This window comes from Pseudomonas taiwanensis (assembly GCF_013393345.1).
GTDB lineage: Bacteria > Pseudomonadota > Gammaproteobacteria > Pseudomonadales > Pseudomonadaceae > Metapseudomonas > Metapseudomonas resinovorans_C.
This window is the reverse complement of sequence record NZ_QJRF01000053.1, coordinates 1-25,649: the sequence shown is the minus strand read 5'-3', so window position 1 is coordinate 25,649 and position 25,649 is coordinate 1. Positions and strand designations below refer to the sequence as shown.

General features: G+C 66.1%; 21 protein-coding genes and 1 pseudogene. 6 read left to right on the top strand and 16 right to left on the bottom strand.

The window, feature by feature from the left end; translation table 11 throughout:
* Positions 1-33 precede the first annotated feature (33 nt).
* Entirely contained in the window at positions 34-2,811 is a 2,778-nt protein-coding gene (locus DM872_RS11750) for a PAS domain-containing sensor histidine kinase (protein WP_256873379.1), read from the bottom strand.
* An 8-nt stretch (positions 2,812-2,819) separates the two neighbouring features.
* On the bottom strand, positions 2,820-3,272 hold the full coding sequence (locus DM872_RS11745; protein WP_179059662.1) for a TadE/TadG family type IV pilus assembly protein: 453 nt from the start codon (positions 3,270-3,272) through the stop codon (positions 2,820-2,822).
* A gap of 115 nt (positions 3,273-3,387) precedes the next feature.
* On the opposite strand from DM872_RS11745, the gene DM872_RS11740 reads away from it, so the two are divergent.
* Together DM872_RS11740 and DM872_RS11735 are read left to right on the top strand one after the other, a co-directional pair.
* Positions 3,388-3,858, top strand: a complete 471-nt coding sequence (locus tag DM872_RS11740; RefSeq protein WP_179059661.1) for a prepilin peptidase — start codon at positions 3,388-3,390, stop codon at positions 3,856-3,858.
* A gap of 123 nt (positions 3,859-3,981) precedes the next feature.
* Entirely contained in the window at positions 3,982-4,743 is a 762-nt protein-coding gene (locus DM872_RS11735) for a response regulator transcription factor (RefSeq protein ID WP_179059660.1), read from the top strand.
* A gap of 144 nt (positions 4,744-4,887) precedes the next feature.
* On the opposite strand, the gene DM872_RS11730 is transcribed toward DM872_RS11735, so the two are convergent.
* From DM872_RS11730 to cpaB, 9 genes are read right to left on the bottom strand one after another with little or no spacing between them, the layout of a single operon-like run.
* Entirely contained in the window at positions 4,888-6,642 is a 1,755-nt protein-coding gene (locus tag DM872_RS11730) for a TadG family pilus assembly protein (protein ID WP_179059659.1), read from the bottom strand.
* 8 nt (positions 6,643-6,650) lie between these two features.
* A complete protein-coding gene (locus DM872_RS11725) occupies positions 6,651-6,929 on the bottom strand; it encodes a DUF3613 domain-containing protein (RefSeq protein ID WP_179059658.1) in 279 nt (92 codons plus the stop codon).
* Positions 6,926-7,675 carry a tetratricopeptide repeat protein gene (locus DM872_RS11720; protein ID WP_256873377.1) on the bottom strand — a complete coding sequence of 250 codons (750 nt, stop codon included), beginning with the start codon at positions 7,673-7,675 and terminating at the stop codon, positions 6,926-6,928. Before DM872_RS11720 ends, DM872_RS11725 begins: the two co-directional genes overlap by 4 nt.
* Positions 7,672-8,574, bottom strand: coding sequence for a type II secretion system F family protein (locus tag DM872_RS11715; protein ID WP_179059657.1), 903 nt, complete (start codon positions 8,572-8,574; stop codon positions 7,672-7,674). The genes DM872_RS11720 and DM872_RS11715 overlap by 4 nt, the downstream gene beginning before the upstream one ends.
* 1 nt (position 8,575) lies before the next feature.
* Entirely contained in the window at positions 8,576-9,460 is an 885-nt protein-coding gene (locus DM872_RS11710; RefSeq protein ID WP_179059656.1) for a type II secretion system F family protein, read from the bottom strand.
* Positions 9,457-10,728, bottom strand: a complete 1,272-nt coding sequence (locus tag DM872_RS11705; protein ID WP_179059655.1) for a CpaF family protein — start codon at positions 10,726-10,728, stop codon at positions 9,457-9,459. Before DM872_RS11705 ends, DM872_RS11710 begins: the two co-directional genes overlap by 4 nt.
* Positions 10,728-11,894 carry a pilus assembly protein gene (locus tag DM872_RS11700; protein ID WP_179059654.1) on the bottom strand — a complete coding sequence of 389 codons (1,167 nt, stop codon included), beginning with the start codon at positions 11,892-11,894 and terminating at the stop codon, positions 10,728-10,730. Before DM872_RS11700 ends, DM872_RS11705 begins: the two co-directional genes overlap by 1 nt.
* Before the next feature lie 7 nt (positions 11,895-11,901).
* A complete protein-coding gene (locus DM872_RS11695) occupies positions 11,902-13,125 on the bottom strand; it encodes a type II and III secretion system protein family protein (RefSeq protein WP_179059653.1) in 1,224 nt (407 codons plus the stop codon).
* Positions 13,126-13,144: 19 nt separating this feature from the next.
* Positions 13,145-14,077 carry a Flp pilus assembly protein CpaB gene (cpaB, locus tag DM872_RS11690; RefSeq protein ID WP_179059652.1) on the bottom strand — a complete coding sequence of 311 codons (933 nt, stop codon included), beginning with the start codon at positions 14,075-14,077 and terminating at the stop codon, positions 13,145-13,147.
* Between the two features lie 368 nt (positions 14,078-14,445).
* Between cpaB and DM872_RS11685 the strand changes: the two genes are divergently transcribed.
* Together DM872_RS11685 and DM872_RS11680 are read left to right on the top strand one after the other, a co-directional pair.
* A complete protein-coding gene (locus DM872_RS11685) occupies positions 14,446-14,640 on the top strand; it encodes a Flp family type IVb pilin (RefSeq protein ID WP_179059651.1) in 195 nt (64 codons plus the stop codon).
* Between the two features lie 65 nt (positions 14,641-14,705).
* A complete protein-coding gene (locus DM872_RS11680) occupies positions 14,706-15,119 on the top strand; it encodes a response regulator (protein WP_179059650.1) in 414 nt (137 codons plus the stop codon).
* Between the two features lie 52 nt (positions 15,120-15,171).
* Here the strand turns inward: DM872_RS11680 and DM872_RS11675 are convergent, their stop codons facing one another.
* Both DM872_RS11675 and DM872_RS11670 read right to left on the bottom strand, forming a co-directional pair.
* Positions 15,172-16,842 (bottom strand): ShlB/FhaC/HecB family hemolysin secretion/activation protein, encoded by a 1,671-nt coding sequence (locus DM872_RS11675; RefSeq protein ID WP_179059649.1) that lies wholly within the window; start codon positions 16,840-16,842, stop codon positions 15,172-15,174.
* Positions 16,843-16,915: 73 nt separating this feature from the next.
* Positions 16,916-18,820: a collagen-like triple helix repeat-containing protein gene (locus DM872_RS11670; RefSeq protein WP_179059648.1), complete on the bottom strand. Its 1,905-nt coding sequence runs from the start codon at positions 18,818-18,820 to the stop codon at positions 16,916-16,918.
* A 248-nt stretch (positions 18,821-19,068) separates the two neighbouring features.
* Between DM872_RS11670 and DM872_RS11665 the strand changes: the two genes are divergently transcribed.
* Positions 19,069-19,515 carry a DMT family transporter gene (locus tag DM872_RS11665; protein WP_179059647.1) on the top strand — a complete coding sequence of 149 codons (447 nt, stop codon included), beginning with the start codon at positions 19,069-19,071 and terminating at the stop codon, positions 19,513-19,515.
* 273 nt (positions 19,516-19,788) lie between these two features.
* Here DM872_RS11665 and DM872_RS31060 read toward each other — a convergent pair whose 3' ends face one another.
* From DM872_RS31060 to pbpC, 3 genes and pseudogenes are all read right to left on the bottom strand, one after another.
* Entirely contained in the window at positions 19,789-20,517 is a 729-nt protein-coding gene (locus DM872_RS31060) for a methyl-accepting chemotaxis protein (RefSeq protein ID WP_444860448.1), read from the bottom strand.
* Between the two features lie 135 nt (positions 20,518-20,652).
* Positions 20,653-21,618 (bottom strand): annotated as a pseudogene (locus tag DM872_RS31055) (HAMP domain-containing protein); the annotation flags it as partial.
* Between the two features lie 237 nt (positions 21,619-21,855).
* Positions 21,856-24,207 (bottom strand): peptidoglycan glycosyltransferase PbpC, encoded by a 2,352-nt coding sequence (gene pbpC, locus DM872_RS11655; protein WP_256873385.1) that lies wholly within the window; start codon positions 24,205-24,207, stop codon positions 21,856-21,858.
* A gap of 481 nt (positions 24,208-24,688) precedes the next feature.
* Between pbpC and DM872_RS11650 the strand changes: the two genes are divergently transcribed.
* Positions 24,689-25,649 (top strand): VCBS domain-containing protein (locus DM872_RS11650; protein WP_218649246.1); only part of this gene is annotated, 961 nt, incomplete at its 3' end.

The following is a 25,649-nucleotide window of genomic DNA, read 5'->3' as shown; positions in this document are numbered from 1 at the left end:
TGGCTGGGAATGCAGTCGCTGATCGCCAGGATGCTAGCTGACGAGTACCGACCCTTCCTCTACCGGGCTGACGACCTCCACGCCCGGTGATCCTTCATAGAGCGGCAATGCGATGCGGAAGCAGGCGCCCTCGGCCGCATTCTCGACGCTGAGGCGGCCACCCATTTGCTGGACGATGCCATAGCTCACCGACAACCCTAGCCCGGTACCCTTGCCCACGGGCTTGGTGGTGAAGAAGGGTTCGAAGATCTTCTCCAGCAATCGCGGGTCGATGCCGCCGCCGTTGTCCTCCACCCGCAACTCCACCCAGGCACCGCGCGGCTCCAGCCCAACGAGGATGGACGGGGCGAAGTCCGGCTCCTTTTCCTTCTTGCCGAGCATGGCGTCGCGAGCGTTGACCATGAGGTTGATCAGCACCTGTTCCAGCTGGTCGGCGAAGCCGCGTACGGAGAAACCCTGTTCGCCCAGCGCGAGACGCACCTCCACGCCCTTGCCGCGCAGCCCCTCGGAGAGCAGCGACAGAGCGCCCTCGACCGCCTGGCGTGGGTCGAACAATTGCTGCTCCACGTCCGAGCGCCGGCCGAACACGCGCATGTGGTCGACGATGCGCGCCGCGCGCTGCACCTGCGCCTCGATGCGCAATAACTTGTCGCGCAGGTAGTCCACCTGTACCTCGTCGCTGGCCAGGCGCTTGAGCACATTGGCCACCGCCATGCGCATCACGTTCAGTGGCTGGTTCATCTCATGGGCGAGGCCGGTGGCCATCTCGCCCAGGGTGGCCATCTTGGCGCCCTGGTAGAGCTGCTGCTGGGCCTTGCGCACCTCGGTGTTGTCGCGGCCCACCGCCTGCACCTCCAGCAGGCGGCCGTGCTCGTCGAACACGCCACGGTCGGCCCAGATCCACCAGGCGTGCTCGCGGCCGGGCAGTTGCAGGCAGATTTCGGCGGTGCTCATCGGTTGCTCCGGGGTGAGGCCGATCAGCCGCTCCTGGAAGGTCTGGCGCTGCTCGCCGGAGAGCCAGGCGCCAAGGTGGGTGCCGGCGACCTCTTCCGGCCGGCATTCGAGGTAGTCCGCCAGCGGACGGTTGGCGAAACGCAGCACCAGGTCGGGGGTGTAACGGCAGATCATCGCCGGAGAGTCTTCCACCAGGATGCGGTAACGCTCCTCGCTCTCGCGCACCCGCTCGGCGGCCAGGGTGGCTTCCGTCACGTCCAGCCAGATACCCACCGCTTCCTGGGGCTGGCCCAGTTCGTTGCGTAGCAGGCGGGCTTCGTCCATCAGCCAGTGGTAGTTGCCTTGGCGGTCGCGCAGGCGGTAGCGACAACTGACCTGCCCATCACGCAACAGGCTGCGGGTACGGGCAAAGAAAATCTCGTGATCGTCGGGGTGGACACGCTCGGCCAGCCCGCCCTGCTGCAGCTCCGCCAGGGACCAGCCGAGCATGGGGCCCAGGCTGTCGCTACAGAACTCCGGCAGCAATGCACCGTCGTCGTAGCGCAATACGTAGATCACCGCCGGGGCACTGGCGATCAGGTTGCGCAGGCGCGCATGGGCCGCCGCCGCGCTGGCCTCTTGCGCCTTGATGTCGCTGATGTCCAGCAGGAAGCCGAATACCCGTGGCTGGGAAGCCGGGCCTTGTACTCGCGCCTGCACCCGATGCCAGATCGCCTCCTCCTGTACGCCAGGCAAATACAGCCGCAGGCACTGGGTAAAACCCTGGCCGTTCAACTCGGTGGCGCGCAGTCGGGCTCGGAACTCGTCGCGGTCGGCCGGGTGCACCTGTTGCAGCCAGTTTTCCAGCGACAACCGGTCCTGGCTGTCGGCCTGCCAGGCCCTGGCCAGCGCGGGGGCCAGCATGACTTCCTTCGAGGCAGGCAGGTATTCCCACCAACCGGCGCCCAGTAGATCCTGCAACGCATCGAGGCGGCCCCCTTCATGGCGCTGGCTCTGCTCCCGCAAACGCGTGAGCAGGGGGCCGGCGATCTGGGCGCAAATCTGCTGCCATTCGGCGTCACCCAAGGCGGCGTGGGGGTCGGGTTCGAACGGCGCGCAGAACAGCCAGGCGCTGACACCGGCGAGTTCCACAAAGGGCACCAGATAGGCTGGGCCATCACCCAGCAGCGCGAACAGCCGTGGATGCTGCGACAGCTGGGACCAGTTCCAGCGCTGCGGAGCCCGACCAGGCAGGTCGGCAAGCTCCTGCCCCAGGCGCTGCCCTTCCTGCCAGAGACCGGGCGCGCCGTGGCCCCGGTACTGCGCATAGACTTGCCAACCCTGACCACCCGGCATATGCAGCGCCAGCGCCAGGCAGGGCACCCGCCAGCGCAAGGCAATCGCCTCCAGAAGTTCGTGGGTGACCTGGGGCAGCAGGGACGCGCTGGCCATGCGCAGGTGCTCCGCCGCCTGCCCGGCATGCAGCAGGGCCTGGCGGCGCAGGTCGCCCGATTGCTGGTGACGGATCAGGTCACCGATATCCAGCGCCTGCAGCAACCAGCCGTCACGGGTAGCGCTGAGCCACCCACGGGTGTGCAGCAGTTGGCCGTCGGGGCAGATGAAATCCAGGTCGAGGCAATCGCGGCTCCATTGCTCCGGCGCCCCGTGCAACAGCGCCGCGCAGTGGCCGCTGACGAAACTCGCCAGCGGCAGGCTCTGACCGTTGGCCGAACGTCCCAGACGTAATCCCAGGGCGCCAGCGATGCCCATCACCCGGCCCTGGACGTCCAGCGCCATCAGCAGGCTGGATGGGGTGCTGCGGGCCGCCTGCAGCAAGGCCTGGCTCGACGACCCCAGTTGTTCCGCACCATCGTGCATGTCGAGCCTCACGGATTCTGTATCCGCAGGCTTGACTGGGCCGCCAGTTCGTCCGGCAGTTGCGGTACTCGCCCGATCCCCGGCAGCACCAGGAACGGCACGAGCGGTTTGGCGTTGTAGGGATAGGCAATGCGCACGGTCAGCACGCCGCCGCTGAGGCTGACCGCCGGCGGCAGGTTGCTGCGGACACTCGCCGGCAACCAGGCGAGCTTCTGGATGATCGCGGTATTCGCTTCGGTGGTGGCCAGGGCGAGGTAGTTGGCGGATTCGGGGTTGATCGAAACCGCGCGGCGCACGGCCTCGGCCGAAGCTTCATTGAAGGATTGCAGCATCAGCAGCGGCAGGCAGTAGCTGACCACGCCGTAAAAGATCGCGAAGAAGATGACGAAGACCAGGGAAAACTCGATAGCCGCAGCACCCTTCTGCGACCTGGCGAAGCGCGGCGCAACCCCTTTTCTCATTGGAAACCTTCCTGACTGGCGGCCGCACTGCGGCAGAAAATGCTCAGCTGCCTTCTGAAGATTCGTCTACACAGATAGCAGCATAGAAGGACTTTTCGGACGCAACGGATAATTCATGTCGGCCCTCCCCCTGCTGTTCTGGATCGCCCTTTGCGCCCTGCAGGACCTCAGGCAGCGGCGCATTTCCAACTGGCTCACCCTCGGCGGCACGGCACTTGCCCTGCTCTATCTGCAGCTGCGTGGCGAAACCCTGCTGCACGCCTCGCCTACCGACGGCCTGCTCGCGGCCGGCCTGGCCCTGTTGCTGACCGTTCCGGGCTGGTGGATCGGCAAACTGGGCGCGGGTGATGTGAAGCTGCTGCTGGGCATCGCCTTGTGCAGCGCTCCTGCATTCGTCCTTCATTGCCTGATCGGCGCGGGAGTGGCCTACCTGGCCTGGGCCATCCTCTCGCGCCCGCTCTGGCCGGTGCTGACCGCCGGCATGCGGCAATCCCTGGCGCAGGTGTCCCCGGAGCACGCCCGCCGCTATCCATTCGCCCCCTTTCTGTTCGTCGGTTCTTTGGCAGCACTAATTCTGACGAATTGACTGGCAGTGATATGAAAGTGCTATATCTTTCGTACTTACTGCACCGCCGTTCCAAATCCCGCGTGCCGGGTTGGGGAAGCGCAAGCATCAATCGCCCGGATCGCTCGCATTGGAAGGCTGGATATGGATTCTCAACCTTGTACCCTGCTCGTCGTGGATGACGATGAAGCCATAGTCATCGAACTCCAGGAATTCCTCGAAAGTTGCGGTTACCACTGCGTTGGCTACTCCTCCAGCCTTGAGGCCCTCAGGCGTTTCCATGAAGACCCCGACATCGGCATTGTGCTCTGCGACCTGCACATGCCGGAGCTCGACGGCATCGCCCTGGTCCAGGAGATGGAGCGTCTGAGCAGCAGTCGCGCCTTCGAAGCGATCATCTTCACCGGCCAGGCCGAGCCACGAGACGTGATCGAGGCCATGCGCGCCGGCGTCGCCGACTACTACCAGAAACCCATCGATCCAGAGCACGTCCTGCGCGCCGTGCGCCGCCTGGAAGAACGGCTGCAGCAGCGTCGCCAGGACAACCTGGAACTGGCCCTGCTGAACAACAAGCTGCGCACCCTCGCCGAATCCATCGACGAGCTGTACCACGACATCAACAGGCGCCGTCGCGGCCCCGTCGATCACAGCCCGCAGCTGGTGGAATGCCAGGACATGGGCACGCAGCCACCGTTCGACAAGCTCTCGCCGCGCCAGCTGGAAGTGGCCAGGCTGGTGGGCAAGGGCATGACCAACTACCAGACGGCGTGCGAGCTGGGGCTGACGGAAAACACCGTGAAGCTGTATGTCTCGCAGATCCTGCGTCTGACCCACATGCACAACCGCACCCAGCTCGCCCTGGCCATGGCCCCACCGGCACGGCGGGCGCAGCAGGTGGCGCATTGATGACGATGTAGGCGCGAATTCAAAATTGTAGGAGCGAGCTTGCTCGCGAAAGGGTTCTGCCCGGGCTGTTCGCGAGCAAGCTCGCTCCTACAGGTTCGGCGACCGACCTTCGCTCCAGCGCAACCTGCACGAGCCTTCCCCGGCTCAGAGCATCAGCCTCGGCGCCGATGTATCCAGATCGATCAGGCGCACGTCGGCATAGCCCAGTTCGACGCCGAGCAACCTGAGTACCGGCTCGATCAGGGCGTCCCCCAGCACTGGAATGGTGGTCTGGAGCACAGCGATAACCAGGCTTCGAAGCAATGCGCTGGTAAGCGGATTCAGCAAGCTGGTCACCCCGGAGATGACGCAGTTCAAGATGTTCTGAAGGCATTTGCCCTCGACGCCCGACACGCTGACGTTGAGATTCCCGACCAGGTTGTTCAATCCCGCATCGAGCGCATCCCCAACATCGGACCCTGCACGCTGCCGCAGCGGTAACTGCGTGTTGCTCGCCAACTTGAATTCAAGATCCTCCGCCGTAGCGCTGGCAACCTGGGTCTGCGAGCTGATGTTCACCGATACGCCGAGCAATGACGGTATCAGCGTCACCGATACCGGATTCAGCGTGGTTTGCGGGCCACCCAGCGCCTGAAAAGTCCCCAACCCCAGCGAGGCGATGCCCGGCTGCGCCTTAATCTGCACGCTCCGCTGTCCCGGCAGGATGCTTCCACAATCGACCCGGTCCAAAGCAGCCCAACCTTCCGCGACATTCAATGCCAACCCCAGTCTGATGGTCAGCAATCCAGAGACGTTCACATCGGAGCTGACTTGCAGCTTTACCTGTGCAGTGGTCGCCTGGGTGCGCCATTGTCCGTTGGCGTCCTTGCCCGGCGGCCCGATGGCAATCTTCGGCGGCTCGACCACGTAAAGCGCGACCTTGGCGTTGAGCAATGACCCCATGCTAACGCCCAACGCCACATCCACCGCATGAGCCTTGTTGGCGAGAAATGCCAGGGCGGTCACCAGGTCAAGGGCGCTGAGGTCGGTGCGTAGCGCCTGTTCGCCGCCACCGGCGGGGGTGATCACATCGAGGATGTCCGCCAGCTTCACGTGGGTGGCGCCGAGGGTGACGTTGGTGAGGCTGTTCAAGCCGTTGCGCACGCCGACCGAGAGGGTTTCGCGCGAATTGGCGGCACCGACCGTCGCGTCCAGGACCTGGTCGAGGGTCAGCGTCGTGTCCAACAGGCGGTCCACGTCACCGGCGGAAAGGTCCACCTGCGCGGCCGGAGGTAGGTAGCGGTTGAGTTCCAGCAGGTTCAGCCGGGTATTGGCCAGGCCGTCGTAGGACGCTGCGTCGAGGTTCAGCGTGGTGCCGAGCATCTTGCCCAGCAACGCATCGAGTACGGCCGATTGCTGGGGGTCCAGGGAAGCCAGCCCGCTGCCCAGGGAGAAGGCGGCCAATGCCGGACGCTGCGCCACGGCCACCGCCTGAAGATTCACACGTTCGCCCCAAAGACCGCCCAGCACGAGGCTGGCAGGCACTTCCTGGTTGGCGAGTACCCGCACCGCTTCGGCGCGGGTCGCGGAGGGCGTGAACACCCGCCGTTCCTCCGCGCCATCTAGCGCCACATAACCGAGGCCGACGCTGTTCTTCCCTGTACCCAGGCTGCCGGAATAGCCATGCCGCGCCGCAGCAGTGTTGGCCAGCGCCAGCACACCGGAAGCCGTCGTGGTGCCGCAGAGTCCGGACTGCGCGGCGCTTTCCATGGCCGCCATGTCGGCCACGCGCTGCAGCTTGCGCTTCTCGAAATAGAGGCGGCCGGCGTCCACCGTCAATGCCAGCATCATCAGGGCGATCAACAGCACCATGGTCGCCATCAGTCCGATGGCGCCGCGTTGTCGGCGAAGGCTGCGCATGACGTGCCTCACTCGCTCGAAGACGACCCGCCGTCGACGCTCATGCCATCGCCGTAGTAGCGCTCGGGAATGGCGTACTTGAAGCTCTCCAGCCAGCGCTGGTTGGCCAGCTCGCGTTCAGCGGCGCTGGCCGTCTGCGCGTGGCGCGAGGCCTGGCTGCCTTCGCGCTGGATGCTCAGCCATTGTTCGGTGTTCCGCTGGCGCTCGTGTTGCGCATGGCGGGCGTCTTCGGCGGCCTGCAAGCCGGCGCAGGCACCCAGGAAAAGGATGGCGATCCAGACTTTCATGGCCCCACCTCCTCGTCGCCAGTGGACGCGGCCTTGCGCACTTCCGCCAGCAGCGGCGCATCGGCTTCGACCGGTCGCGTTGCCAGCGGCGCGGACAGCCCCTGTCGCTTCATCTCCCGCGCCCGCGCCTCGGCCCCGCGTACCACATCAGCCGGCAGACGCAGGCGCGACACCAGTTCGGCGGCCTGCTGGTACTGCTCTTCATAGAACAGCAGCGACAGCAGGTTCTGCGCCGGCAAGGTATCGCCCTCGCCCAGCTCCAGTGCGGTCAGGAATTCGAAGCGTGCATCCGCCACCCGCCCTTCGCGCAGCAGCACCAGCCCCAGGTCGTTGCGCACCTTGGCATCGGTGGGCGCACGGTCAACGGCCTCGCGCAGTTGCGCCAGGGCTTCGCGCTGATCACCCCGGGCCGCGGCGAGCTGGCCCAGGCCATGGTGTCCTTCGGCGGCCAGACAGGTGCCCAGGAGACTCTGGTAGAGCGGCCCGGCCTCGGTGCGATCCAGACTGCGATAGATTCGCGCCTGGCGCAGTCGCACTTCCGGCAGATTGGCGGGCAGTGCCTGGAGATGTGCCAGGGCAGCGTGCGCACGGCCTTCGGTCGCCATGTCGCGGGCCAGGTTCAGCGCCAGTTCCTGTTCCTGCGTGGGCTGGCCACAGCCTCCCTGCGCCAACCAGCCGACCTGGACCGGCGGGTTTGCGCACCCACCCAGGAACCCCAACGCGCAAAGCATCAGCATCCTTCTCATCCCATTCCCCTCATTGCGCGGCCTATCGCCATCAGCCCCGGTCCGCCCAGCACGATCAGCAGGGCCGGGAACAGCAGCAACATCATCACCACCGCCATCTTCGCGGAGAGCTTGGAGATGTACTCCTGCATCCGCGTGAGGCGACGGTCGTCCAAGAGTTTCTTCAGTGCCAGCAGCGATGCCATGGCGCCGCCCCCCTGGCGTACCAGCTGTTCGAGAATGGTGAAGCTGTCGGTCAGCTCATCCACTGCCAGCAGGCGCGCCAGCTTGCCCAGTTCCTCACCCAGCTCCAGGCCCGAGTCCACGTGCTGCAACAGGCCACGCAGCTCGGCGGTGAGCACCGGCATCAGGTCACGACCGTCCTGACTGAGCACCCGCAGCGCCTGCTCCACGGTCAGCCCGGCTTCGAAGAGGATGCGCACCATGGGAATGAACACCATCAGCTCCTGCTGCAAGGCGTGCTGGCGGCGCAACGCGACCATCGCCAGCACCCGCTTGGGCAACAGCAGGCCGCAGCCGGCCGCCAGGAAGGGCGCCAGCCAGGATTGCGCCGGTGGTTCTTCCAGCAGCGACTGTCCCAGCAACACCAGGCCGAGCATGAGCAGCGGCGCAATGAGCTGGCAGACGAGGAACAGCGTGCGGCGACTGGCACGACGCCAACCGATGCGGCTGAGCAGCAACTGGGTTTCACCGTCCAGGGCCAGGTAGCGCCGCGCCAACCGGCTGGCACCCAGGCGACGAATCAGCCCTTGCCAGTACTCGTCGCCCAGGTGCCCGGCAAAGTCGTGGCCGAGCAGCCGCTGGTGAACCCGATGGCGCTGTTGGCGCGCGCCCAGCAGGCTGGCCAACAGCAGCAGCGCAGCCAGGCCCAGCAGGACAGCGAAGAGAATCAGCGCCATCTCACACGCTCCTCAGCATGCGCCAGAGGATGAAGCAGCCCAGCGCCTGCATGAGGAAGGCCGTGAGCAGCATCCGTTGGCCACTGGCATCCAGCCACAGGCTCATCAAGTAACCCGGATTCACCGCCAGGATGTAGCCGGCCACCGAGATCGGCAGCAGCGCCAGCACCACGGCGGTGAAACGGGTTTCACCGGTCATGGCGCGCAACTGGCGGGCGATCTGTTCGCGCTCCTGGATGACCTTGATCAGGTTGCCCAGCAGTTCGCTGGCGCCGCCGCCGTAGCGGTGATTGACCCGTACGCCGAGGGCGAGGATGCGCAGTTCCTCCTGTTCGAACAGGTCGGCCACTTCCTGCAACGCGTCGGGCAGGCTGACGCCCAACTGCACATCCCGCGACACCCGCGACAGGGCCGCGCGCAGCGGGTCGGGCGACGCGTCGATAGCGCGCACCACGGCATCGCCAAGGGTCCGTCCGGCATGCAGGCTGCGGACCACCTGATCGAGCAACGTCGGCAGTTGCTCGACCAGGCGCCGCACCCGCCGACGATAGCGCCACCCCAGCCAGGCGCGCAGGCCCAGGGGTATCAGCAGCGCCATCGCCAGTGCTGGTATCCAGCCGCCGGCCAGTGCCGCCAGCAAGACTGCCGCCAGCCATGTCGTCAGCAATAGCCCGAGCCGTTCGCGTGGCAGGTCCAGGCCGGCGCGCAGGAAGGTCCGCTCCAGCCATCCGGCGCGGTTGGACACGGGCCCCGTCGCCGCCATGCCCTGCCCCAGGCGTTGCAGCACCCGTTCCTGGCCGGACTGGCGCCAGCCCTTCTGCAGCAGCACGAGCCCCAGCGCCAGCAGCAGGCTGCCGAGCAGGCCGAGCAGAAGCGGCGCGCTCATCGGGCGCCCCCCACGACCTGGCGCAGCTTCTCCCCGGCGGGGTTGACCGCCTCGGTGATGAAGCGACCGCTGGCGCGGTCGAGGCGGAACAGGCAGTTGGTGACGTAGACGTCGTCACGCACGCCGACCACCTCCACGACTTCGCTGATGCAGCGTCGGCCGTTGGGCAGGCGGGTGAGCTGGACCACCAGGTCGAGGGCCGCGCAGATCATCTGCCGCAAGGTGCGTTCGGCCACCTGGCGGCCAGTGAGCCCCACCAGGGTTTCCAGGCGCAGCAGCGAATCCAGCGCCGAGTTGGCGTGCACGGTGCTCATGGAACCGTCGTGACCGGTGTTCATCGCCTGCAACACGTCGAGCACTTCGACGCCACGAATCTCACCGAGGATGATGCGGTCCGGGCGCATGCGCAGGGCGTTGCGGATCAGGTCGCTGGCGGCCACTTCGCCGCGCCCCTCGGCATTCGGCGGGCGGGTTTCCAGGCGCACCACATGGGGATGGTTGAGTTGCAGTTCGGCGGTGTCCTCGATGGTCACCAGGCGTTCATGGCTGTCGATCAACAGGCTCATGACGTTGAGCAGCGTGGTCTTGCCGGTACCGGTGCCGCCGCTGACCAGGATGTTGCAGCGCTCGCCCACGGCACGGCGAATGAACTGCAGCATGGGTTCGTCCAGGGACTGGTAGGCCAGCAGGTCGGAGCTTTGCAGCAGATCCTTGCGGAACTTGCGCACCGAGATGCAGGGGCCATCCAGGGCGATGGGCGGGATGATGGCGTTGACCCGGCTGCCGTCCGGCAGGCGCGCGTCGACCATCGGGCTGGACTCGTCGAGACGCCGGCCGAGCGGCGCGAGGATGCGCTGGATCACCCGCAGCACGTGCTGGTCGTCGATGAAGCGCAGATCGCTCTGGTGCAGCACGCCCTCGCGCTCGATGAAGATGCGGCAAGGGCCATTGACGAGGATCTCGGTGACGCCGGGGTCGCGCAGCAGCACTTCCAGCGGGCCGAAGCCGGTGAGTTCATCTACCAGCTCTTCGGCCAGCCGCTCCATTTCATAGCGCGACACCGCCAGGTGATGGCGACCGACGAACTCCACCACCTTGTCGATGACGTACTGGGAGACCGCGCCACGCGCGCCTTCGAGGATGTTCACGCCGTCATCGTCGATGGCATCGATGATGTAGCGGTGCAGCACCAGCTTCAGGCCCTGAGGATCGTTATGGCCCAGCTGGGTGTAGCGGGCGGCGCCGCCGAACAGGCTCTCGCCGCTCATCAGCGGACGCTCCAGAGCCGTTGCCACGGCCGCAGGCGCGGCTGCTCGCTGCAGGCCAGGCGCTCGCCCAGCTGGCGCAGGCGCTGGCTGAGGCGCTCACGGGGCGCCAGCTCAAACAGGCTGCGGCCCTGGTTCTTGGCATTCATCCGCAGCTCGGGACTGTTGGGCAGGGTTTCCGCTACGGGCAGGTTGAAGGAGCGCGCCAGTACTTCGGTTTCCGGCGCCACGCCGCGCAGGTGACGATCCACCAGCAGTTGCGCGTGCTCCAGCTTGACCCCGGCTTCGCGCCAGCGTCCCAGCAGCTCGATGTTGCGGCGGCAGTCCGGCACGCTCTGGTCGGTGCACCAGAGAAACTGGTCGGCGTTGCCGACGAGGATGCGCAGGGCCTCGCTATCGGGCTGCCCCACCAGGTTCACCACGATGTGCTGGAAGTGCTGGCGCAGGGTGCCGAGCAACAGGTAGAGCTCGGCGGCGTTGATCCGCTCCAGGGTTTCGCCGCCTGCCTCCTGCACCAGCAGGCGCAGCCCCTGGGGGTGGCTGCCGAAGGCGCTGTCGATCAGGGCGGCATCCAGCCGGCGCAGGTTGCGCAGGGCATCGGCGAAATGGAAGGACGCTTCCAGCCCGAGCAGCGCCAGGCTGTCGCCCTGGGGTTGGCCGAGGTCCAGCAGCAAGGTGCGCTGGCCGCACTGCTGGATCGCCAGCGCCAGGTGCGCAGACAGCAGCGCCGCATCGGCATCCTGCTGGCGACTGAACAGGGCGGTGAGGCGTCCGGCATTGTGATTGGGGAGCACGCTTGGTAGCCGCTGCACCAGACGCCGCACCAATCCGGCCACCTCGCTGGTGCGGGCGCCGTAGGCGACGAAATCACGGGCGCCAGCGCGCATGGCGTTGAGCACCAGCTGGTTGTCCAGGCCATCGCCCATGGCCACCACCGCCAGCATCGGCCGCGCCGCGAGGGCGCCTTCGATTAGCGAGGTCTGGGCCACCAGGTTTTCGCGGTCCAGGCCGACGAAGACCAGGCTGGCGCTGGTGACGTCGATCAGCCCGAGCAGCTCGTCGAGCGCGCCGCGACCGGCGCTGAGCACCTGCCCCAACGGCGTCAGGGCGCTCTGCAACCATTCCAGATCGGCACTGCGGCGGGTGAAAGCGAGGAATGTCTGACTCATGCCGGCCTCACTCGGACAGCCCGGCGCGGCGATCGAAGTCGCCACGCTCGTTCAGGTAGAAGTCGAAGAAGCCCGGGTCGTAGCGGCGCAGACCTTCGCCGGGAAGCTCGGGCAGTTGTGCACCCGCCGCCAGCGGCTGGACCAGGTGCGGGGTGACGATCATCAGCAGCTCGCGGTCTTCGCGATCGATCTGCGAAGAGCGGAACAGCGCACCGATCACCGGCAGGTCGCCGAGACCGGGGAACTTGTCGATGTTGGCGATGTTCTGGCTGCTGATCAGGCCGCTAATGACGAAGCTCTCACCATCCGCCAGGGAGATGCTGGTATCGGTGCGCCGTACCTTGAGCGCCGGCACCTGGGTACCGGCGATGCTGACGCCGGCGCTGAAATCCAGTTCGCTGACCTCGGGCGCCACCTTCAGGGAAATGCGCTGACGCCCGACCACCGTTGGAGTAAGGGTCAGGCGCACGCCGAACTCCTTGTATTCGATGGTGATGTTGTCGCCCTCGCCATTGGGCACTGGAACGGGGAATTCGCCGCCGGCGAGGAAGCTCGCACTCTGGCCGCTCAGGGCAACCAGGCTGGGCTTGGCCAGGGTGTAGGCGAAGCCGCTGTTCTCCAGCGCGTTGATAAAGCCCAGCACCTTGCTGCTGCCGCCCCCCCAGATGACGTTGAAGCCACCGGTGGCGCCGCCGAAGGTGCCATCGAGAATGCCGTCGGGGGTCACCGAAATGTTGTTGAGGCTGCCCGGCGCGCCCAGCACGAAGAGATTGGAACCCTGACGTACCAACGAGGTGCTGGCCTGCTTGAGCTTGCCACGACTGACCTCGACGAAGCGGATATCGGTCTGCACCTGGCTCGGCACCGGATCGGCAACCTGCGGCTCATCCAGGGATTCGGCCAGCGCCGCGCTGGCCACGCCTTCGATATACAGCAGGCTGCGGCGCGGCTCGCGGCTGCAGCTGGTCCAGACCATCAGGCTGGTGGCACCGGCGCGCTTGCCGGTAACAAGGAAGGAGTGCTTGTCGGCGAGCTGGACGTCGGCCACTTCCGGATCGCCCACGGCCAGGCGTGTAATGGCCTGCGGGTAGCTCATGACTTCCTGACGACCCTGCCCGACCTCCACCACGCCTGCCGCCTGGCCCAACGCATCGCAGCCCGACGCAGCCAAGGCCGTCAGGGGCACGCAGCCGAGCAGTGGAAAGATCAGGGAGGCGATCCAGTGCTTCATTCAGGCGTTCCTTGCGGGGTCAGGGAATCTGGCGGGTCAGTTCGGCACCACGGTAGACGGCGACTCCGGGCCCCTTGCTGGCGGGCGCCACCGTCGGGGCGGGTGCCACGGTGCGTCGGGGAGTCGGTGACGCACTCAGTTGTTCGAGAGGCATCAGATGACGACTGTTGGCGTCCAGGGACACCGCCGTCGATTCACCGGTCTGGTAGCGCTCCAGCAGGCGTTCATCGGCGCTGCGCACGGCCAGGCGCAAGGAACCGGCCTGGCTGGCCAGCATCAGGCGGGTCACCCATTGTTCGGGCACGGCCAGGACGGCAGTGCTCGGCGCGCGACGCTCGACCTGCTCGCCCTCTTTGGCGGGCTGGCTGGCGCGGCCTTCGGCGTCGGGGCCGAGGTCTTCGCCGAAGCTCAACAGGCGCAGGGCGGGCACCGCCACCTGGGCACTCTGCTGGCTGGCGCCGGCCTCGCCACGCAGGAACAGCAGGACGTCCACGTAGTCGCCCGGACGCAGATGACCCCCGCCGCCCACCACTTCATCCACTGCCACTGCCACAGCGCGTTCATCGGTGCGGATCATCCGCGCCAGCGGGCCGCCGGCCTCGAAACTGGCCGGTTCCAGCCAACTACCGGCCGGCACCGCCGTCCAGGGGCGGCGGCCGATGACGTCTTCGACCTTGCTGAAACTGCCGGGCGGCGCGATGCGCAGCTCTTCGATGCGCAGGTCCTCAGCCGTCACCGCGACGAAGGGACTGAGGGCCCGCGCGGCGACCACCACGGGGGTGCGCAGCTTGTCGGCGGCGTCGGTGGCAAGGGGGGAGGTATCACGGGGAGCGACCGGCGAAACCGTCTCGACGGCCTGCGGTGCGCGGCTGAGCACTATTCCCCAGTATCCGGCCAACAAGGCGCCCAACAGCAGCACCGCGGCCAAAGCCATGGTCATCCGGCTATTCATCTGGCACTTCCTCTGCCGTGAGAACTACAGGCCCCTGCGTATGGGGGCATCTTCACTTTGCGACCAGCCTGCGGCCGCCTTCCTCAACTTCATTAACTTGCCCTGAAATCTGTTTAGCAGAAGTTCTTCCTGGCAAATAAATTTATTTTTCCCTCGCCTGAAAACAATTCTCACACGCCCTGAAGTTTCATTTGGCTGTAGACATACGCCCAGTTCCGGGTTTTATTCCCCACTACTGGGGAGTAATCCACAGCCGCCCGGATATATATCTTTGGTATTAATGCTTTCTTACAGTTGCGGCGGAGAAGTCTCTCGACAACGCTCAGCTTGCCTTAGGCAAACCCCCATCAGGCGAGGAGTCCATAACCATGTCCCTGTTGTCTCTTGCAAAGAAGCTGCGGAAGTTTGGAAAGGAAGAAGAGGGTGCATCCGGTATTGAGTACGCGATAGTGGCAGCGATGGTTGCGGTGGCGATTATTTCGTTCAGCCCGGATATCAAGAAAGGGGTTGAAACCACTTTCACTTCAATCAAAAACGGAATGACCACTGCCTCAACCCCATAAAAATAAAGTTATCTGTTTGATCAATAAAAAACTGGATAACGTAGAAACTCGGCAGGAGGCCAACTATGCCCTCTACTCCCCTGCTCCGACAGCAATTGCTCTTGGTCGATGATGAAGAAGATATCCTGCTGGAACTGGCAGAGATGCTCGAAGGCGAAGGCTTCTACTGCCACACCGCCACTTCGGTCAGGAGCGCGATAGACCTTTTGCTACTCCACCCCAATATCTCCCTGGTCGTCACCGATCTGCGCATGCCCGAGGAAAGCGGTATGCGACTGATCCAGCGACTGCGTGCCCATACCAACAAGCAACACCTGCCAGTGATCGTGACTTCGGGCCATGCCGACATGGACGACGTGATCGATGTGCTGCGCCTTCATGTGATCGACTTCTTCCGCAAACCCATCTACCTGGAACGCCTGGTGGAGGTCATCAAGGCCCAGTTCCCGCAAACCCAGCTGAAACTGGTGAGCAACTGATACACACGAATCGAAAGAACAAGGCCGCCCGGGATGGCGGCCTTTTTCGTTGCTAGAGCTGGTAGCTGAAACTCAAGGTCACGCGCGGGCTGCGGTTGCGGCTGTCGAGGGCTTCGTCCGACATCGGCCTGGCCACTTCCAGGGCGACGTTGTAGTAGTGCGCGTCGCCCATCCTCACGCCAGTCGCCAGCGAAGACAGGTGTGAGCGGGACAGCGGCTGCTCGTTGAACCAGGCCTGTGCGGTGTCGACCACCACGTAGGGTTGCAACAGGCGAATCCAGCGGCCGTCGCGCTGATGGCTGAGATTCACTTCGTAGGCCGCGCCCCATCCCTTGTCTCCGGATGCCTGGTCACTCGGGTAGCCTCGACCGAAGTTCTGGCCGCCGAATACCACCTGCTCGGCATCGGGCAGGCTGTCTTCACTCCAGTAGAACGCGGCGGACAGCACGCCTTGCCACCGCTCACCGAAGCGGTCGCTCTGCACGCCGGACAGGCGCAAGCGGGTGAACTCCAGGTCGAACAGTTCGCTGTCGGTGCGCGCACCCAGGGCATCCAACCCGCGATAGAGGCCGGCGCTGAGAATGCGCAGTCGGCGCTCGTCAGCACGGCTCCAATCGCCTTCGAAGGCCTGTGCACGCAGGTCGGTATCGGCATCGACGCTCAGGGGGTAGCCGACCACCTCGTAGCGCACCCGGTCATTCACGCCATAGAGGCGCGCACCGAGGCTCAGCCATTCCTTCTGCGCGGCAATCAGCGGATGGCTCGCGCCGATGGAGAGCCGGTCATTGCTGAGGTGGCGCTCCAGTTCCAGGCCGTTGGCAAGGCGCAGGTTGTCTTCCGGCTGGCTGCGATAGTGCGAGCTGTAGAGATTCAGGCGCGTGCCGTCGCTGCCCAGGTACTGGCTGTAGTCGAGCCGGTAGTAGCGCTCGTCGTCTTCTCCGGGCGGCGCCAGCACGCTGATGCCCACCTGCTCGGCCATGGCCGTCCGGGCATTGCTGGTGAGCCCCAGCACCGCCTGGGCGCTACCACGGTTGTCCTCACTGAAGTTGAGGCTGCTGGTCCAGGGCTTGCGCGACGCCTGTATCTGCAGGCGGCTGGCGCCGTCGGTGGTGGCTGGCGGCGGCACCCGCGCACTCAAGGTGACGCCGGGGATGCGCCCCATCAGGCTGGTGTAGCGCTCGAAGGTCTTGCGAGTCAGTGGACGCTCGGCCTGAAGGCGCGCGACCAGTTTGTCGACATGGGCGTGCACGGCGCCGATGTCACCCTGTACCTGGTAGTCCTTGACGTATCCCTCCACCAGGACCACCCGGACCCTGCCCTGCTCGAAACCCTGCACCGGCAGAAAGGCATAGGACAGCAGGTAGCCATCGCCCTGGTAACGCCGCGTCACTCCACGGGTGGCCTCGATCAGTTCACCCAGGCTCACCTCGCGGCCCACGAAGGGCTGGTAGACCCCATTCAACTCGGCCGAGGGATAGACGCTGCCGCCCTCGATCCGCACCTCACGAACCCTGATCCGGGTACTCATCATCAGGGGTTGCGGCTTGCCCGCCTCTGGCAGCTTGAGCGCTGGCACCTTCGGTCGATAGGCGTCCACCGGCAGGTTGGGGGTGGGCAGCTGACGTTCGATTTCGTTGCTGTTGAGGTAAACCGGGTTCTGTTGCGCATGGGCGTGGCTGAACGCTACGCAGCCAAGCGCGAGCAGCGCTGCTGAAGCACGCATGGGTCACTCCCTGATGGCGTAGCCGAAGGGCAAGAGATTGCCGGGCTCCGCACGGGAGCCCGGCGAAGGCAGGTCAGTTGCGCTGGCCGCCCAGCAGGCCGGTGCCGAGACTGCCGCTCACGCTTCCGGAGATGTTGCCTTGCAGCGTGGCGCCAAGGCCGCCCAGGACGCCGCCATTGCCCGAGGGGCTGCCGCCGCCCTCGAGCAGCGTGCCGACCTTCTCGACGACCTGGCCGGCACCGTCGACGGTCTGCCCAACCTGGCTGATCACCGGATTGCCGCTGGAGGCGTCGACTTGCTGGCCAAGGTCGGCCACGGTACCGCCAACCTGCTGCACCAGATTGCCGGCCGGGTCGCCCAGTCCAGTGCTCGCCCCCAGTTGCTGAGTGACACCACCCACGTCCTGAACCACGGGGGTGAGCACCGCCCCTACAGTGCTGGTAACCTCGGCCATCGGCGCACCCACCGGGTTGTTGGTGACGCCGTCGCCACCCACCAGGGTGCCGAGCGAGGCTACCGTCTGCCCGGTTTCCACCACCGCGCTACCTGCCGCACTGACCAGTCCGTTGTGGCTGCCCGCGTCCAGGCCGCTGCCCGCCCCGGCGACTACGCCGCCGGCGGTTTCCAGCAGGTTGTCCACAGGCGCGGCGAGGCCGGTCTGCTGGCCGATCTGTCGGGTGGCGTCGGTTACATTGCTGACCACCGCATCCAGGCTCGTCTGCGGCGTGCTACCGCCTTCCTGCTGGTCGAGCAGGCCGCCACTGGTGGACAGGGCATCGCCGGTCTTGGCCAAGGTATCGCCGACGGCTTGCCCCAGGGGGTTATCGACGCCATCGGCCACCTTGTCACCGACCGCGCCAAGTGTGTCGCCGACCTTGTCCAGCAGGCCGCCCACCGGTTCGTTCAGGCCGGTGGCGGTGCCCAGTTTGCCGGTGACGCTTTCCGCGAGGCTGACCACGGGAACCAGCTTGTCGCCTACAGCGCCGGTGACATCCCCCAGCGGGCCGGATGTTACTGCGGTGTCCAGGGTATTGCCGAGCATGGAGACCTTCTCGCCGACGCCATCCACCAGCACGCCCGTCTTGTCGACCACACCCCCGACGGTGCCGCCGAGTACCGGCAGATGCTGCACCACTGATGAATCGGAGAGATCCTTCACGCCATCGCCCAGTGCCGAAACGCCTCCGCCGAGGTCGTTCACGGCCTCGCCGATGCTGCCGACGGAGGTGCCCAGCGCATTGTCGTCCTTGCCCAACTGGCCGACACCGTCCTTGATGCCATCGCCCAGGCTGTCAGTGGCCTGGCCAACGGAAGACACCAGATCACCCGCGCCGCCCGTAAGGTCCGTGTTGCCGGCGACCGGGATATTGCCGACGGCCTGACCCAGTTGCCCGACGGCATCGCCGGCACCCGAGACGATGCCGCCCGCGTCCTGCAGCACGTCACCGGTCACCAGGCCGGGAACTGTGGTTCCGCCGCCACTGCCGCCACCTGATCCACCGCCGCTGCCACCGCCCGAACCGCCACCGGTGCTTCCGCCGGTGCCGCCGTCCACCACGCCGCCGCCCGTACTACCTCCGGTGCCGCCTCCGGTGCTCCCGCCGGTACCGCCGTCCACCACACCACCGCCCGTGCCGCCACTGGTACCGCCATCCACCACACCACCGCCAGTTCCACCGCCGCCTGTGGTCCCTCCACCTACAACACCGCCACCGCCTGTACCGCCACCGACGACGCCGCCATCGGTTCCACCCCCGGCTCCTCCGCCGGTGCCGCCGTCTACCGCTCCACCGCCGGCCCCACCATCGGTGCTCGTTCCGCCCTCAGTGCCAGCGGCTGCATCCGCCGGCGTATCGCTGCTCGCGCTGTCCACGAAGCTCTTCGAACCACCGCCGCCGCTGCTGCACCCCGTCACGGAAAACACCATTGCCAGGGTCAGGGCAGTGCCCAGATTGATCCAGTTCGTCTTGTTGTTCATTTGCGTCCCTACCTTGTCGTGCCTACTCGCCGGGGCCCCTCAGCCCCGTACTTCTGCAGCCATGACAGTTCACGCAACAGCCATCGACAATCTTCGACTTGGTATTAACAGTTTGTATAAGGCGCGCTGTGAGCCCCGATTGGCGCGGGCTGCAGCGGACAGACAGCATTTCGTCCGGCGATCGACGCGCTAACCGGGAAGGGCCTCGGGCATACTAGGCGCCCCTCGAATTTCCCCCGGAGATCGCCATGCCCAAGGCCTGGTGGCTGCTCGCCCTGCCCTTCGTCGCCGGTGCCTTCCTGCCCCTGCAGGCCGGTATCAATGGCCAGTTGGCCAAACAGATTTCCAGCGTCATGAGCGCTGCCCTGATGTCCTTCGTGGTGGGCACCCTGGCCCTGCTCACGGTGGTACTGATCCAGCGCGAGTTGCCGACCTTCGATGCACTCAAGGGCGTGAGCTGGTGGCAGTGGAGTGGTGGCCTGCTGGGCGCCGTGTTCATCGCCACCGCCGCCTTTGCCGGCCCGCGTATCGGCGCGCTGCTGTTCATGACGCTGGTGCTGGCTGGCCAACTGAGCATGGCCCTGACGCTGGATCACTTCGGCTGGGCTGGCTTCCGCGAGGCCCCCGTCAGCATCGGCAAACTGGCTGGTCTGGCGCTGATCGTGGGTGGCGTCTGGCTCATTCGTCGGGGATAAGCCGAGGCGATATCTGGCGAGAGAACAGCCCGGTTCAGCGTCATTTTCGCCGGGTGCCTGTTCCTGAAAAAGAGAGGATTCGCGCTCGGCCTCCGAGCTTCGCGCCAGTACTCCTGAAGCCACCAGCGGCCGGCATCCGGGCGACTGAAGGTCGGAGACCGGTAGGGTGGATGACGCTTTTCCATCCACCAGCGGCGCTATGCCTACCCTCGCATGGTGGACCGATGAAGCGTGGTCCACCCTACGGGCGAAGCAGTGCTTCGCCTCTTCGCCTCACAACCTGAACTTGCCCACCTGCTGCGCCAGGTCTCCAGCCAGGCGGCTCAAGGTCTGGCATTCCTCGCGGCAGCCACGTACTTCGCTGGCTGTCGCGTGGGCCAGGTCGGCGATGCCCTGGACGTTGCGATTGATTTCCTCGGTCACCGACGACTGCTCTTCGGTCGCCGCCGCCACCTGGTGGTTCATGTCGCTGATGCGTTCCACCTGATCGGTGATCGCCCCCAGGGAGGTGCCGGTGCGCTGGCTGGCCTCGACACCCGTGCCGGTGGCGGCCTGGCCGGCGTGCATGGAATGCACCGCGGTTTCGGCGCCGTGCTTGAGGCGCTGGATCATCTGCTGGATTTCATCGGTGGAAGCCTGGGTGCGGCTGGCCAGGGTACGCACCTCGTCGGCGACCACGGCGAAGCCCCGCCCCATTTCGCCGGCACGCGCGGCCTCGATGGCGGCGTTCAACGCCAACAGGTTGGTCTGTTCGGAGATGCCACGAATCACCGCCAATACCTGGTCGATGGAAGCGACCTGGCTGGCCAGCTCGCTCACCGCCGAGGCGGCGACGCCGATCTCGTTGGACATCTTCTCGATGTGTCCGACGGACTCGCCCACCACGTGGCGCGCCTGCAAGGACTCGTCGCGGGCTTGCTGCGAAGCCTGGGCGGCGGTGCCGGCGTTGCGGGCAATCTCCTGCACGGTGAGGCCCATCTCGTGCACGGCGGTGGCGACCATGTCGGTCATTTCCTGTTGCTGGCTGGAGCGGCTGGCCGTGTTGTCCACCACCTGGGCCACCTGGCCGACCACCTTATGCAGGCGCTGGCTGGTATCGAGCACTTCGCCGATCAGGCTGCGCTGGCTTTCCAGGAAACGGTTGAAGCCACGGGCCAGATCGCCCAGTTCATCGGCACGGGACTCGTCCAGGCGACGGGTGAGATCGCCACCCCCGCCACCGATTTCCACCAGCGCCGCGGTGACCTGGCGAATGGGCCGAACCAGGCCGCGCGCCAGCACCACCACCAACAGCAGGCAGAGGGCGAGGACACCGAAACCGGCGAAGCTGCTGGTCCACATGGCCTTGCGCGCTTCGGCGTAGATTTCCGCCTCGGGCACTTCGCTCACCAGTTGCCAGCCGAGGCTTTCCAGGGGACGGGCCAGGGCCAGGTAATCCTCGCCATCGCGGCTGAAGTGGATCGCCTTGCCGCCGGAGGCCAGCAGTTGGGCCGCCGAGTCGGTACCGAAAACATCGGCCAGGCGGGCACTGCCATTCAGGGCGGCGTCAGGGTGCACCTTGATGTTGCCTTCGCGGTCCATCAGGAAGACGCGACCGCGCTCACCGAAGCGGAAATCGCGGATCATCTCGGACATGGACTGCAGGCTGTAGCCCAGGCCGGAAACACCGAGCGTCTTGCCGTTGCGGCTGATGCGCTGGTTGATGAACAGGGTCGGCAGGCGGGTGCCCTTGTCGATATCGATTTCCAGCACCCGGTTCCGGTCGCTGTCCACCAGCTTGTAGAACCACTGGTTCTCCGGCTGGCTGCGGGAAATGGTGCGCGCCAGGCCCTGGCCCGTGTAGTAGTGACCGCTGTCCAGCACCGCGATGGAGGTGGTGGTGGCGTTCTGCTGGGCGCGCACGCCTTCCAGGTAGCGGGCAAAGGCCTCGGCGCGGGCCGGGTCTTCGCCTTCGGCCAACCAGTCCTGCACCAGCGCGTTCTCGGCGATGCCGGCGTTGGCGGTGATGGGGGCTGCCAGTGTGCGCTCCAGGGAGTTGCCGATCGCCTGCACGCGGGCGGGCAGGGCTTCATCCAGCAGGAAACGTTCGGTGAGGCGGTTCATCAACACCGAATAGATGCCAATGACGATGAGAATGCCGGCGAGCAGGGCTGCGCCCATGCTGAGGATCAGCTGCCACTGAATACTGCGTTGCCAGAGGCGCATGGAGTTGTCTCCTTGGGAGTTCTTGTTTGAGGCAGGACGAGGGGGCGAAGGATTGTATACAAACTGTTCGACAATTTTTTCATCCATTGCCAACAACTACTATCGGCGCCCCATGCCAAAAACTTGAACGCTCGGTCAGTCCGTGACGGCGAACTCCAGACGAGCGGTTTGTCCGGCCTCGTCGAGCACGCTCAGCTGGTGCCGGCCGCTGCGCCGGAACTCCTGGTTGAAGCTCTCCTCCGCGGCCGTGGCGGTAAGCGGCGCGCCGTCGAGGAACCACCAGCGCCGTCCGCTGCCGCCGAGGGTGGAGAGCTGAAGACGCAAGGGGCCGGCGCTGCCCGATGGGCGGCGCAGCTGGTCGCCTTCACGAACCCCGACGATGGAAAGCGGTGCGGCGGGCGGCGGCAACTGCGGTGGGCAGGCCGGGGCCACCTCCGGCACGCGCGCAGCCCGACGCTCGCGGCGGGGTAACCAGGGCTCCAGAGGGGCGGGCCAGAGCACCAGTTCGCGGGACTGGGCGCCGCTGCAACCGGCGGCTACCTGACGGCCCTCGGCGTCCACCCAGAGGGGTTGGCGCAGCCCCAGGCCGAGTGGCTGGTCGGCCGCCAGCAGGGTCGGTGGCGTGGTGCCTTCGAGGGTCCAGGCGAAACGCTGGCGACGACAGTTCGGATCGCCCTTGGCCATGGGCTGGCCAAGGGGCCAGCAGATGGCGGCGACGCCGACTTCAGGGGGTTGCGGGTCCACCGGCTGGGCGATGCCGCGCTGGGTATCGCGGTTCACCAGCAGGTCATGCACCTGCAACAACAAGGGGGCGGCCGACGCCAGACCGAACTGACCGGGCACCGGTGTGCCGTCGGGGCGGCCTATCCAGATGCCGATCAGGTAGCGCGGACCAACGCCAATCGCCCAGGCGTCGCGGAAGCCGTAGCTGGTGCCGGTCTTCCAGGCCAACACCGGTCGTTGCGTCAATCGTGCGCGCGGGTCGCGGTCCGGGCGCGCCTGTCCGGCGAGGATGCGGCGGATGATCCAGGCCGCGCCGGGCGACAGCAGGCGGCGTTCCTGCAAAGCATCCTGGGGCTGTAGGCGCAGGTGGGCGACGCGGCCCTGACGGGCGAAGGCGCTGTAACCGCTGACCAGTTCTTCCAGCTTGCTGCCGGCGCCACCGAGGATCAGCGCCAGGTTCGGCTCACTGGCCGCCGGCAGCACCAGCGGCACGCCGACGTTGCGCAGCTCCCCGGCGAAACGCTTCGGCCCGTAGGCCTCCAGCAGTTGCACCGCTGGCAGGTTGAGGGACATGCCCAGCGCCTCGCTGGCGGACACCGGGCCGATGAAGCCCGCAGCGAAGTTGCCGGGGCGGTAGTCGCCGTAACGCCGGGGCACGTCCTGCAACAGGGATTCGGAGTGGATCAGCCCGGCATCCAGGGCCATGCCATAGAGGAACGGCTTGAGGGTGGAACCGGGCGAGCGCAACGACTGGACCATGTCCACGTGACCGAAGCGGCGCTCATCGGCGATATCCACAGAGCCCAGGTAAGCACGTACGGCCATGGCCTGGTGTTCCACCACCAGGATGGCCGCCGAGGTGCGCTCCGGCAGGCGCGCGCGCCAACCCAGCAACAGGTCTTCCAGGCGGCGCTGCAACGCGGCATCGAGGGTGGTGCGGATCAGCGGCGGGCTCTTCGGGGTATTCAGCCTCCGCGCCAGCAGCGGTGCCAGGCTGGGTTCCTGGCGCGGCGCCAGCAGCACCGGCTCTTCCATGGCTTCCTTCACCGCGCCTTCGGGCCAGACGTCGAACTGCGCCAGGCGCCGCAGCACCTTGTCACGCGCCTTTTGGGCAAGCTCGGGGTGGCGGTCCGGCCGTAGTCGGCTGGGCGCCTGGGGCAAAACCGCCAACAGTGCGGCCTCGGCACGGGTCAGTTGAGACGGTGGCTTGCCGAGGTAGGCCCAACTGGCCGCCGCCACGCCCTGCAGGGTGCCACCAAAAGGCGCGCGATTGAGGTAGAGGCCGAGGATTTCGTCCTTGGACAGGTGCCACTCCAGCTGCGCGGTACGCCAGAGCTGACGCAACTTGCCAGCGAAGGTCCGCGAATGCGGGTCGAGCAGCCGCGCCACTTGCATCGACAGGGTGCTCCCCCCGGAAAGCACGCGCCCACCGGTGAGGTTGAGCCAGGCTGCACGCGCCAGGGCCAGGGGATTCACGCCGGGGTGCTGGTAGAACCAGCGGTCCTCGTAGGTCAGCAGCGCCTCGAGGTAAAAGGGCGACACCTCGTCCTGGCTTATCGGGTAGCGCCAGACGCCGTTGGCATCGGCGAAGCGCCACAGCGGCGTGCCGTCCTCGGCCAGTACCACCCGCGCCAGGTCGTCGTCCGGCAGCGGCAACGGGAACAAGCGGTCGGCCGACCAGAGCAGCGCCAGCATCAGCAGCGGTATCAGCAACGAGGGCCGGCGCAGGGCGCGCCAGGGGCGGCCAGACCCTATCCACGCCATCCTGGCGGATATCGGGTCGACCTGCGGGTGCCGGGCCATGTCTTCTCCAGGGCAGGGCCGAATCAAGGGGCAGATGGTCGTCCCATCCGGGTTTCACTACAAGTCACCGTTCTCCGCGAGCGGGGCGTCATCACACCGTCAGTCAAATTCCCGACTCCATTTCGCCGTTCGTCGTGATTTTGACCGTCAGTACACCTCGCCCCAGCCCGTTCCTTTACAGAGGCTCGGCCCCCTCCTAAACGAATATCAAACTGACATCAGTGCTTTGGCCGTCGCTGTAGTCGGTGCCCTTCTTCTTCACGGTCCCTTACTCAATTCAGGAGTCCCTTGCATGGGTGCTCGCAGATTCCTGCGCGCTGCCTTCGGGCTTCGTGCACGCCTGCCGCAGCGGTCCGCCGCGGACTTCCATGGGCCACCCGGCGCTGTCGCCCGGCCCCGGTAAAGCCCATACGTCCAACAAACTCAATGCAAGGAACCCAGCATGGCCATCTCCCCCATCTCCTTCGGCAACACTCCCCAGGCCAAAGGCGACAGCTTCATCTACGACGACCTGGTGCGGACCGGTTCCAACTACATCTGCCTGGACGTCATGGCGAATGACCTGGGCGGCAAGGCCAAGACCCTCTACTCGCTGGCCGATGGCGTGCAGGACGATGGCACCGCCGCAAGCCGGACAGAGATCCAGGCCGACCTCCTGGCCCATGCCATCGTGAGTGAAAGTGCTTATGGCGCGCGGATCTGGATTGCCGAAGACCCGCTGGGCGGGGCGGTCAAGGTTTTCTACGACGCCAGCGCGATTTTCAATAGCGACGCCTACCGGAGCCTGGCGGCCGGCGAGCTGATGACCGACAGCTTCACCTACGCCATCCGCATGGGTAATGGCACCCTCAGTTGGGCCACTGCTACGGTGCAGCTCGAAGGGGTGAACGATGCCGCCGTGCTGGGCTCGGCCGATGTCGAGCTGTATGAATCCAATCTCCCGCTGAGCACCGGCGGCACCCTGACCATCAACGACATCGACAGCCCGGCGACCTTCCAGGCCCAGCCCGATACCGCCGGCACCTATGGCCATTTCAGCATCACCGCCGCCGGCGTCTGGACCTACACCGCCAACTCCGCGTTCGATGCGCTGAACGTCAATGACAGCCTGGTCGACACCTTCCAGGTGCTCAGCGCCGACGGTACCGCCACCAGCGTCAAGGTCACCATCAAGGGCACCAACGACGCGGCCGTGTTGAGTTCGGCCACCGTCGAACTGGATGAATCCAATCTCCCGCTGAGCACTGGCGGCACCTTGACCATCAGCGACGTCGACAGCCCGGAGACCTTCGAGGCGCAGAGCAACGTCGTGGGCGACTACGGCAAGTTCAGCATCGACGCCAACGGTGCCTGGACCTACACCGCCAATTCGGCCTTCAACGAACTGAATGTCGGTGACAGCC

What these genes read in the sequence shown, in the direction of transcription:
- DM872_RS11730 (WP_179059659.1), bottom strand. Translation starts at nt 6,642, where the DNA reads ATGCGCAGCCTTCGCCGACAACGCGGCGCCATCGGACTGATGGCGACC.
- DM872_RS11725 (WP_179059658.1), bottom strand. Translation starts at nt 6,929, where the DNA reads ATGAAAGTCTGGATCGCCATCCTTTTCCTGGGTGCCTGCGCCGGCTTG.
- DM872_RS11700 (WP_179059654.1), bottom strand. Translation starts at nt 11,894, where the DNA reads ATGAGTCAGACATTCCTCGCTTTCACCCGCCGCAGTGCCGATCTGGAA.
- DM872_RS11685 (WP_179059651.1), top strand. Translation starts at nt 14,446, where the DNA reads ATGTCCCTGTTGTCTCTTGCAAAGAAGCTGCGGAAGTTTGGAAAGGAA.
- DM872_RS11745 (WP_179059662.1), bottom strand. Translation starts at nt 3,272, where the DNA reads ATGAGAAAAGGGGTTGCGCCGCGCTTCGCCAGGTCGCAGAAGGGTGCT.
- cpaB (WP_179059652.1), bottom strand. Translation starts at nt 14,077, where the DNA reads ATGAATAGCCGGATGACCATGGCTTTGGCCGCGGTGCTGCTGTTGGGC.
- DM872_RS11705 (WP_179059655.1), bottom strand. Translation starts at nt 10,728, where the DNA reads ATGAGCGGCGAGAGCCTGTTCGGCGGCGCCGCCCGCTACACCCAGCTG.
- DM872_RS11710 (WP_179059656.1), bottom strand. Translation starts at nt 9,460, where the DNA reads ATGAGCGCGCCGCTTCTGCTCGGCCTGCTCGGCAGCCTGCTGCTGGCG.
- DM872_RS11675 (WP_179059649.1), bottom strand. Translation starts at nt 16,842, where the DNA reads ATGCGTGCTTCAGCAGCGCTGCTCGCGCTTGGCTGCGTAGCGTTCAGC.
- DM872_RS11720 (WP_256873377.1), bottom strand. Translation starts at nt 7,675, where the DNA reads ATGAGAAGGATGCTGATGCTTTGCGCGTTGGGGTTCCTGGGTGGGTGC.
- DM872_RS11665 (WP_179059647.1), top strand. Translation starts at nt 19,069, where the DNA reads ATGCCCAAGGCCTGGTGGCTGCTCGCCCTGCCCTTCGTCGCCGGTGCC.
- DM872_RS11670 (WP_179059648.1), bottom strand. Translation starts at nt 18,820, where the DNA reads ATGAACAACAAGACGAACTGGATCAATCTGGGCACTGCCCTGACCCTG.
- DM872_RS11715 (WP_179059657.1), bottom strand. Translation starts at nt 8,574, where the DNA reads ATGGCGCTGATTCTCTTCGCTGTCCTGCTGGGCCTGGCTGCGCTGCTG.
- DM872_RS11735 (WP_179059660.1), top strand. Translation starts at nt 3,982, where the DNA reads ATGGATTCTCAACCTTGTACCCTGCTCGTCGTGGATGACGATGAAGCC.
- DM872_RS11740 (WP_179059661.1), top strand. Translation starts at nt 3,388, where the DNA reads ATGTCGGCCCTCCCCCTGCTGTTCTGGATCGCCCTTTGCGCCCTGCAG.
- DM872_RS31060 (WP_444860448.1), bottom strand. Translation starts at nt 20,517, where the DNA reads ATGGTCGCCACCGCCGTGCACGAGATGGGCCTCACCGTGCAGGAGATT.
- DM872_RS11680 (WP_179059650.1), top strand. Translation starts at nt 14,706, where the DNA reads ATGCCCTCTACTCCCCTGCTCCGACAGCAATTGCTCTTGGTCGATGAT.
- DM872_RS11695 (WP_179059653.1), bottom strand. Translation starts at nt 13,125, where the DNA reads ATGAAGCACTGGATCGCCTCCCTGATCTTTCCACTGCTCGGCTGCGTG.
- pbpC (WP_256873385.1), bottom strand. Translation starts at nt 24,207, where the DNA reads ATGGCGTGGATAGGGTCTGGCCGCCCCTGGCGCGCCCTGCGCCGGCCC.
- DM872_RS11750 (WP_256873379.1), bottom strand. Translation starts at nt 2,811, where the DNA reads ATGCACGATGGTGCGGAACAACTGGGGTCGTCGAGCCAGGCCTTGCTG.